The following is a 9,046-nucleotide window of genomic DNA, read 5'->3' as shown; positions in this document are numbered from 1 at the left end:
GGTCTCGCGGGCGTAGTCGCTGAGGGCGGTCTGCACATCGCGGGCCAGATCGCGCCAGGCGCGCAGGGCGGTCTCGTACGTCCCGGACTGGGCGCCGGTCATCGCCCGCTCGGCCGGGGGCCCGTAGGTGTCCCGCAGCTCGTCGACCATGGCGTGTGCCGCGGCGGCCGCGCGCTGCTTCTGGACCAGTTCTTCGAAGGTGTGTGCCACACCAACCGACCCTAGGCACGCGGGGCGAACCCGCCACTCGGGACCACCGTCTGCGCCGTCCGCCGGGGTCCGCCTCCGGGCGTCGTCGCCCGCCTCGTCACGGTTGCTCATCCCCCACCCGTCCCTCACGCCTCGTCCGTCACCAGCTCCGCCCAGACCTGTTTGCCGCCGCTGACCGGAACGGTGCCCCAGGCGCGCGAGACCGCCTCGACCAGCAGGATGCCCCGGCCGCCGGTGGCCTCCCAGCCGACGCTGGTCGGCTTGAGGGGTCCGCGCGGCGAGGAGTCGGTCACCGCGATGCGCAGCCGGTCGCCTACCAGGCTCAGATCCAGCCGTACCTGTCCCTCGGTGTGCACCAGGGCGTTGGTGACCAGCTCGGACACGACCAGCAGGGCGGTGTCGGCGGCGTCCCCCGGCAGCTCCCAGACACGCAGGGTGCGCCGGACGAAGCGGCGGGCGTGCCGGACCGCCTCCGGGACCCGCCACACGCTCCAGCTCTCGCGCCGCGGGCGTACGGCCATGCCGTCGTAGCGCACCAGCAGCAGTGCCACGTCGTCGTCCCGGTGGGCGCCGGCGAGCAGGGCGTCGGCGGCCCGGCCGAGCTGGGCCGGGTCCACGCCGGCGAGGTCGCGGGCGAGCCGGTCCATGCCGGTGTCGAGGTCGATGTCGGCGGATTCCACCAGGCCGTCGGTGGTGAGCGCGAGGACCGTGCCGGGCTTCAGTCTCAGCGGGGTCATCGGATACTCCGCACGGGTGAGCACCCCGAGGGGCGGTCCGCCCTCCGCCCGCACGATCTCCGTACTGCCGTCCGGGTGGCGCAGCACCGGCTGCGGATGCCCGGCGCGTACGCACAGCGCGGTGCCCTGCTCCATGTCGATGTCCACGTAGACGCAGGTGGCGAAGAGGTCGCTCTCCATGTCCAGCAGCAGCCGGTTGGCGTGCGCGGCGACCACGTCGGGCGGGTGGCCCTCGGCGGCGTAGGCGCGCAGGGCGGTACGCATCTGGCCCATGAGGGTGGCGGCGCCCGCGTTGTGGCCCTGGACGTCGCCGATGACGAAGGCCACGTGGTTGTCGGCGAGCGGGATCACGTCGTACCAGTCGCCGCCCACTTCCAGCCCCTCGGTGGCGGGCAGATAGCGGGCGACGGCCTTGGCGCCGGGCAGCCGGGGCAGGCGGCGCGGCAGCAGGGTGCGCTGGAGCATGCCGACGAGTTCGTGCTCGGCGTCGAAGGCGTGGGCGCGGCGCAGGGCCTGGCCGGCGAGGGCGGCGCAGGCGGTGAGCAGGGCGCGTTCGTCGGGGGCGAACGCGTGCGGGCGGTCCCAGCCGATCAGGCAGGCCCCGGCCATCCGGCCGCCCGCGGGAAGGGGCAGCACGGCGAGGCCGCCGGGTCCCACCCCGGCGAGGCCGGGCTCCAGGGCGGAGCCGGCGGGCCAGACATGGGCACGGCCGTCGCGCAGCGCGGCGGCGAGGGCGGGCATGGCGCGTACCGGCGCGTCGGGCCACTCGCCGCGCCATTCGGCCCGCCAGAGTTCGGGCCACGCCTCGGGCTCGGGCGGGTCGAGGACGGTGACGACGAGCCGATCGTTCTCCAGCTCGGCCAGGGCGATACGGTCGGCGCGCAGGGGTTTGCGCAGGGCGTCGACGACGGCCTGCCCCACGTCCTTGACGGTGCCCGCGGTGTCGAGGTCGGCGGCGAGGCGCTGCACGCGGGCCACGTCGGTGACCTCGGAGCGCAGCTTGGTGGCGTCCGCGACGGTACCGACGAGCCGGGCGGGTCTGCCCTCCCCGGCGGGGAGCGGGCGTCCGCGCAGCCGGAGCCAGCGCGGCACCCCGGAGGGCTGCCGGACGCGGAACTCCAGCTCGCGTTCGTCCAGGGACATGTGGTCGGGCTCCACCACCGACATCAGCGCCGGCAGATCCTCGGGCACCGTGAGCCCGAGCAGCGTCTCCACCTCGCCGTCGAAGTCGTCGCGCCCTACGCCGAAGAGCCGCAGGATCTCGTCGCCGACCTCCACCCGCCCGGTGTCGATGGCGAGGCTGAAGGCGTCGGCGGCCGGTTCATGGGCGTCGGCCGGGCCGGACTCGGGGACGGTGACGGCACGGGCGATCAGCTCCAGCACGGCTCTTCCCCCCGCGTCGAACCCCTCGGCCCGTTCCGCGACCGCCAGCAGCGCCCCCCCGCCCGGCCCGGCGAGGGGCAGGGCGGCGAGGGAGAAGTCCGGTGCGGGGGTACGGCGGCCCTCGGCACGGGCGGCCACGTCGCCGGGGTCCAGCCAGCGGGGGCGGCCGGTGCGGTGGGCCTCGGCGACCGGTGTGCCACCGTCGGCGCGGTAGCCGTCGCGCAGGCCGTACAGCGAGCCCGGCAGACCGGCGGACTCGGCCAGGCAGAGCACGGCGGGCTCGTCGCCGGGGGCGTAGACGCCGGCGAACGAGGCGCCGGCGAGGACGAGCGCCTGTTCCAGGACGCGGCGGAGCCGGTCCGGGGAGGCGGGTGCGGCCATGAGTGTGGCGAGGACGTGCTCGGCCCGCCCGGCTCCCGTCCTGCGCACCGCAGCACCCTCACTCGCCACGTTGGCCATTACAGCGCGTGCGAGCGCGCGGCGCAGCCCCTGTGCAGCGACCGCGCGCGGTTTTCCCCTACCTCGCGATCGGCCCGAAAGCCGCGCGGGCGGTTGTACCGGTGCTTTTCCGCACCTGGCACGAGCGGTACCGGGAGGGGGTATCCGGGCGCTCCCGGACACCGGGCTCGTCAGCAGCCCGTACGACGAGGTGTGTCCGACGCGCGGGAGCCCTCGGGGCCGGGCGCTCCGCGCTCACGGGCGTGCGCGGCGCTGCGGGAGCGGGTGTACGCGCGTTTGCCGAAGCGGTCGACCGGGCCGTGCGACAGCGGCGGCCGGCGTGGGTCGCGGGCGGGTAAAGGGAGTTGAGGCCCGGCGTGGAACGGGGCAGCAGTCGAGCCCCCGCACGGAAATGGTCCGGCCCTCCCGCCGAAGGACCGGACCGTCCCCGCCCGGAACCCTCGTGCGGTCGGGCGGGGAGTCGGGGCGGGTCAGTTGGAGCCGGTGAGGGAGGAGGTCCCGCCGCGGTGACCGTCGCGGCGGTGGTGCTTGGAACCCTTCCCCTGGGCGGCGCCCGCCCCTGCCTGGTCATCGGCGCCCGCGCCGGCACCGGCCTGTTCCCCGGCACCGGCCTGGTCGGCGGCCCCGGCCTCGTCACCGGCGCCCGCCTGGTCGGCAGCCCCGGCCTCGTCACCGCCGCCGGCCTGGTCGTCAGCGCCCGCCTGGTCGTCGGCCCCGGCACCTGCCCCCGCGCCCGTGCCGCCCGCGCCGAGGGTGGCGCCGGTGGCCGCGAGGGCGGTGGTGACCGGCTGGAAGAAGGTCTCCCCGCCGCGGGTGCAGTCGCCGCTGCCTCCGGAGGTCAGGCCGATCGCCGAGCCCTCCTGGGTGAACAGGGAGCCGCCGCTGTCGCCGGGTTCGGCGCACACGTCGGTCTGGATGAGGCCGGTGACGGTGTCGACGCCGCTCGGGTCGGTCTCGCTCTGGAAGTTGACGGTGGCGTCGAGGCCGGTGACCTGCCCGTCGTGCAGTCCGGTGGTGGAGCCCATGCGGAAGACGGTGGAGCCGACGGTGGCCTCGGCGGCCTGCTTGATCGCCACGATCTGGCCGTTGCCCGCGTTGACCTCGCTGGGCGCCGCTGTCGCCGGGTCGTCGTACTTGACGAGGGAGAAGTCGCCCTCGCCGGGGAAGGTGGCCTGGTCGACGGTGGCGACCGGCTGACCGGTCGCGGAGTCCGACCACTGCTTGGCCGCGACCCCGCAGTGACCGGCGGTGAGGAAGGCGGGGCTGCCGTCGGAGGCGGTCACGTTGAAGCCCAGGGAGCAGCGGACGTTGCCGCCCGGCACCTGGGAGAAGATCGCGTCACCGCCGGAGACGAAGGTCTTGAAGGTGCCGCCGGTCTTCTTCAGCGTGGCCGTGCCGGAGCCGAGGCCGTCGACGGTGGACTCCAGCCGGTCCCACTTGGCGCCGGTCACCGTGGAGTCGGCGCTGACGATCACCTTGTTGGTGCGCGGGTCCACGGCCCAGGCGGTACCGGGGATGGATGCCTTGGTCCGCAGGGTCCGCGCGGCGGACTGGAGGTCGGCGGTGCTGTTCTCCACCTGCCGTACGACGGCGCCCGAACTCTTCGCACGTGCGACGGCGTCACCGTCACCGACCGCGTTGACGACGAGCCGGCGCTTGGCGCTGTCGTAGTAGGAACCGGCGAACTGACCGCCCAGGGACTGCTTCAGCCGGTCGGCGAGCGCGGTCGCGTCGGTGGTCCTGAGGGTCCTCGCGGTGCCTGCCGTGGCCGCGTCCTTGTCCTGGGAGGCGTTGGCGTTGGGCAGCAGCAGGGCCGCCGCTCCGAGCGCCGCGACACCGCCCACCGCTATCGCGGCCTTCCTCTTGGGCATGCGCTTGTGACTCAACTTCTCGACCTCCTGGGTGCGGGGGCCTGCCGCTGTCGGGCAGTTCGTCGGGGGGTGCCGGCTGGCTACAGGTACGGGCGGTCGGCCCGGCGCGTTCAATCCCGATTGCCAACTTCGTTGTCCGGGCGGGGAATCAGTCCGCCGCGCACCCCGTCTGACACACCGGCACCTCGGTCACCCCACGTCACGAAAGACGCACTCTCCGCTCAACTCACAGAGCGGAGCCCCCGCTTGCCGAACTGCTCGCCGACACCGGCGGCCAGCTGCGCGAACTGGTGCGCAGGCGGCTCGCGCAGGGAAGGGTGTGCCGCTTCCCGGCAAGGCCCCCCACGGGCCTGGCCGGGAAGCGGCTGTGGGTCCGGAAGGCGGCGGCCCCACTCCGCCTCGCCCTCCCGGCACGGGATCGCCGGCTGCTCCGCTCCAGGGGCCGCACTCCCCACTCGCGAACCGGCCCCGCGGCACGGAGAAGCCCGTGCGATCCCGGTCTCAGAACGCGAAGACGCTGCTGTCCAGCGCGTCCTTCGCGCAAGCGTTGCCGAACGTGCGCTCGTAGGCGACCCGTCGGCCCTGCCAGACACCCTGCAGGGTGACGACCACCGGGTCGTACAGCCGGGTGCACTGGACGTCCGGGCGGGTCTTCAGGGCGGTGAAGTCACCCCTGACCCCGCGCAGTTCGGCGCAGGCGGCCGCTGCCGCGGGGTGGGTGCCGGTGGCCGTGGGCGCGCAGCTCAGGGTGACGGCGCGTTCCGGGGTGACCGTGGTCGCGCTGTCGCCGTGGCCGGTGGTGAGGACCAGTGCCGAGGGCGCGTACAGGGAGGCGGGCGCCGCGATGGCGGAACCGGTCAGGGGTCCGCAGACGGCGGCGGCGGTGAGGCCGAGGGCAGCGGCGCAGCGCGCGGTGTTCCGCATGGTGTGCATCCTTCCGCTCGATCAGCTGAGGGTGTGCCGGCCGGTGCCCGGTGGGGCGCCGCGACGGCGAGCGCCACTCTGCCGAGTCCGCTGACGGAACACACATCCCACCCATGACTTTCAGTAACCTTGCGTGTTGAATCAGTGGCGCGAAGTCACGGAATTCGAACAGGTCGGCCCCGTAACGCCGGGGATCCAGAACGCACGCACCGCCCCGATGGCCGGAACTCACCGCCTGAGCAATCGGCCTGAAACATCACGCTCCCCCGCTTCGGGGCCGCCTTCACGATCTGCCCGTGACACCTTCACGATTCCTCGCGTTCGCGTGGGTTTCGCGGGGTGGGGCGGACGGGCGAACCGTCCATCAGGGCGGCCGAGGGAGACGCAAGTGCCACCGATCACGGAGGGGCCCGCTCTCGCCACCGCGTGATCTGCGCCACAACGGCCTCACTTTCCTCTAGGTACCTGCTGTCCCCGCGCCGGTAACTTCGCCGGGCACGAGACAAGTCGGACTCGGGACGGAGAACAGCATGATCGTGGTGACCGGAGCTACGGGGAACGTCGGACAGCCCCTGGTGCGGGCGCTCCTGACCGCGGGCGAGCGGGTGACGGCGGTGTCCCGGCACGGCTCCGGTCAACTCCCGGCGGAGGTACGGCAGCCCCGGGCCGACCTGGCCGACCCGAAGAGCCTCGCACCCGCGCTCGACGGGGCACGGGCGCTGTTCCTGCTCACCTCCGGCGACTTCGCGGCCGCCGAGGGCGCGTTGAGCGGCCTGCTGGCGGTCGTCCGGGCCGGTGGCGTCCAGCGGATCGTCCTGCTGTCCTCGCAAGGGGTAGGCACGGGCGACCACCCGTCCGGCCCGGAGGACGCGGTGCGGGCCTCGGGGCTCGGGTGGACCGTGCTGCGGGCGGGCGGCTTCCACACCAACACGCTCCGGTGGGCGGACGCGGTGCGTGCGGAGCGGGCGGTGACGGCGCCGTTCGGGGATGTCGCGCTGCCGACCGTCGACCCGGCCGACATCGCGGAGGTGGCCGCCGTGACGCTGCGGGACCCCACCCACACCGGGCACGTCTACGAGCTGACGGGACCGGGCCCGGTGTCGCCCCGCGAGCAGACGGCCGCGATCGGGGAGGCGCTGGGTGAGCCGGTGCGGTTCGTGGAGCAGACGCGGGAGGAGGCGAAGGCGGTGATGACGCGGTTCATGCCCGAGCGGGCCGTGGAGAGCACGCTCGGCATCCTCGGGTCGCCGTCGGCCGGCCTGCGGCGGGTCAGCCCCGATGTCGAGAGGCTCCTGGGCCGGGTGCCCCGCTCCTACGCCGAGTGGGCGGCGCGCAACGTGGCCGCCTTCCGCTGAGCCGGTCGGCCGGGCCAGGTCCTTGCCGTGGAGGCCGGCGAGCGCCTCCGCGGGTTCCGCGAAGGACGCGGCCACCGTCCGGACCCGTACGGCTCCCGTCACCGCCGTGACCGCGCCGACCAGCGCGGCGGGCCACCACCAGGCCGGCATGCGGCGACGCCGGCCGAGGCGGGCCACTGAGCCGAGGCGGAGCATGAAATACGCCTGCTGACGGCCCGGTTGAAGCGTCTCGGTCTCCAGGACGGCGACCCCGACCCAGGCAGCCGCTGTCCGGCCCGACACTCTGAGGCACACTGAGCCGGGCACGACACCTCACAACCGAAGGGGAGCGGCGGCGTGGGCGCTCGGTGGGCCGATTTCCAGTACGAGATCTATCTGAACGGGATGAACGGGACGGTGCCCCGGCTCCCCACCGATCTGACACGGCTGGCGGACCTGGCGGAGCACCGGCTCGGACCGGGCCCGGTCGGGTATGTCGCGGGGAGCGCCGGGGACGGGAGCACCGAGCGGGCCAACCGGGCCGCGCTGGAGCGGCGCCGGATCGTGCCGCGCATGCTGCGGGACGTGGCGGAGCGGGATCTCTCCGTTCCGGTGCTGGGCCGTACGCTGCCCGCGCCGCTGGCCCTCGCCCCCGTCGGCGTGCTGTCGATCATGCACCCGGACGCGGAGTGCGGGGCCGCGCGGGCCGCCGCCGCGCAGGGGGTGCCGTACATCCTGTCGTCGGCGTCGAGCACGCCGCTGGAGGTGGTCGCGGAGGCGATGGGGGACGCCGAGCGGTGGTTCCAGCTGTACTGGGGCAGCGACCGTGAGGTGACCCGGAGCTTCCTGGGCCGCGCCGCGGCGGCCGGGTTCTCGGTGCTGGTCGTCACGCTGGACACCCCGCTGCTGTCCTGGCGCCCGCGCGACCTGGACCGGGCGTACCTGCCGTTCCTGCACGGGGTGGGCACCGCCAACTACTTCACCGACCCCGCCTTCCGGGCCGGGCTCGCCAAGCCGGTGGAGGAGGACCCGGACGCGGCCGTGCTGCGTTTCCTCGGCCTGTTCGGGGACGCCGGGCACACCTGGCCGGACCTCGCGTTCCTGCGGGAGCACTGGGCGGGCCCCATCGTCCTGAAGGGCATCCTGCACCCGGACGACGCCCGCGAGGCCGCGGAGGCCGGGATGGACGGGGTGGTGGTGTCCAACCACGGCGGCCGTCAGGTCGCGGGTTCCATCGCGGCGGCGGACGCGCTGCCGGGGGTCGTACACGCGGTCGGCGACCGGCTCGACGTGCTGTTCGACAGCGGCATCCGCACCGGCGACGACATCGCCAAGGTGCTCGCCCTGGGCGCCCGCGCGGTGCTGCTCGGCCGCCCCTACGTGTACGGACTCGGGCTGGACGGGCAGGCGGGCGTCGAGCACGTCGTCCGCAGTGTGCTGGCCGAACTCGACCTCACCCTGGCCCTCTCCGGCCACGCCACCCCCGCCACCCTGAGCCCGGCCGTTCTGACGGAGGGACCGGTCTAGAAGGCCGATGAAGATCTTGATCCGGCCGCCCGACTCGCCCTGGATTGCCAGTAAATGTCAATCGCCATGAACCGGTGCAAGACGGGCGCAAGTTCAAGATCTTCAGGGCACTTCTAGGCGCCCTGATCCGGGGCCTCCGCCTGGCGGGCCTCAGGAGTTCCCGCTGTCGACGGCGAGCCGGGGGGCGCCGACGGGGCGTCGGTCAGCCAGTGCTGGGCCGGGGAGCGGTCCCGGAGCGAGACCACGATGTCGGCGCCGGGACGCGCCTCGGCCGAGGCCAGCGCGAGCGTCTCGTCCCAGCGGGGCAGCAGCTCGCCCCGCGCGGTGAGGTCGTAGCGCACGTCGTCCCCGCGCTCGGTGCCCGCGTCGTCGCAGGTGCCGAGGATGACGACGGCGGCGTCCGCGTGGGAGTCCAGGCAGAGCTGGGGGTCGGCCTGGCTGTGCAGGAGGCCGTCGGCGTCGTACGTCCACTGCTGGGTGACCCCGCTGGAGCACAGGGCCAGCGTCACCGGCGCGCCACGCTCGGGCTCGCCCTTGATGCTCAGGCAGAGTCCGGCCGCGGCATCGCGCAGCCGGGTGGGCCGGCCCGCGAGCGGTACGG

General features: G+C 74.4%; 7 protein-coding genes. 2 read left to right on the top strand and 5 right to left on the bottom strand.

The genetic code is table 11. The features are described from left to right. From ACFWN1_RS29450 to ACFWN1_RS29435, 4 genes are all read right to left on the bottom strand, one after another. Window positions 1-210: hypothetical protein (locus ACFWN1_RS29450; RefSeq protein WP_384368516.1), on the bottom strand; the 210-nt coding region annotated here is incomplete at its 3' end. Window positions 211-335: 125 nt separating this feature from the next. After that, a complete protein-coding gene (locus ACFWN1_RS29445; protein WP_384368513.1) occupies window positions 336-2,789 on the bottom strand; it encodes a SpoIIE family protein phosphatase in 2,454 nt (817 codons plus the stop codon). 470 nt (window positions 2,790-3,259) lie between these two features. Further along, window positions 3,260-4,660, bottom strand: coding sequence for a S1 family peptidase (locus ACFWN1_RS29440; RefSeq protein ID WP_384368510.1), 1,401 nt, complete (start codon window positions 4,658-4,660; stop codon window positions 3,260-3,262). A gap of 501 nt (window positions 4,661-5,161) precedes the next feature. After that, the gene (locus ACFWN1_RS29435; RefSeq protein ID WP_384368507.1) at window positions 5,162-5,584 is read right to left on the bottom strand and encodes a subtilase-type protease inhibitor; all 423 of its coding nucleotides are present in this window, start codon (window positions 5,582-5,584) and stop codon (window positions 5,162-5,164) included. 530 nt (window positions 5,585-6,114) lie between these two features. Here ACFWN1_RS29435 and ACFWN1_RS29430 point away from each other — a divergent pair. Further along, on the top strand, window positions 6,115-6,939 hold the full coding sequence (locus tag ACFWN1_RS29430; protein WP_384368504.1) for an SDR family oxidoreductase: 825 nt from the start codon (window positions 6,115-6,117) through the stop codon (window positions 6,937-6,939). A 336-nt stretch (window positions 6,940-7,275) separates the two neighbouring features. Then, the gene (locus ACFWN1_RS29425) at window positions 7,276-8,445 is read left to right on the top strand and encodes a lactate 2-monooxygenase (protein ID WP_384368501.1); all 1,170 of its coding nucleotides are present in this window, start codon (window positions 7,276-7,278) and stop codon (window positions 8,443-8,445) included. A gap of 113 nt (window positions 8,446-8,558) precedes the next feature. On the opposite strand, the gene ACFWN1_RS29420 is transcribed toward ACFWN1_RS29425, so the two are convergent. Beyond that, window positions 8,559-9,046: RICIN domain-containing protein (locus tag ACFWN1_RS29420; protein WP_384368498.1), on the bottom strand; the 488-nt coding region annotated here is incomplete at its 5' end.

Origin of the sequence: Streptomyces sp. NPDC058459 (assembly GCF_042721685.1) — a bacterium.
In the GTDB taxonomy this organism is placed as follows: Bacteria; Actinomycetota; Actinomycetes; order Streptomycetales; family Streptomycetaceae; genus Streptomyces.
This window is presented reverse-complemented; position numbering and strand designations above follow the sequence as displayed.

Coding starts and splice junctions, on each gene's coding strand:
- ACFWN1_RS29445 (WP_384368513.1), bottom strand. CDS start 2,789: ATGGCCAACGTGGCGAGTGAGGGTGCTGCGGTGCGCAGGACGGGAGCC.
- ACFWN1_RS29440 (WP_384368510.1), bottom strand. CDS start 4,660: ATGCCCAAGAGGAAGGCCGCGATAGCGGTGGGCGGTGTCGCGGCGCTC.
- ACFWN1_RS29435 (WP_384368507.1), bottom strand. CDS start 5,584: ATGCGGAACACCGCGCGCTGCGCCGCTGCCCTCGGCCTCACCGCCGCC.
- ACFWN1_RS29430 (WP_384368504.1), top strand. CDS start 6,115: ATGATCGTGGTGACCGGAGCTACGGGGAACGTCGGACAGCCCCTGGTG.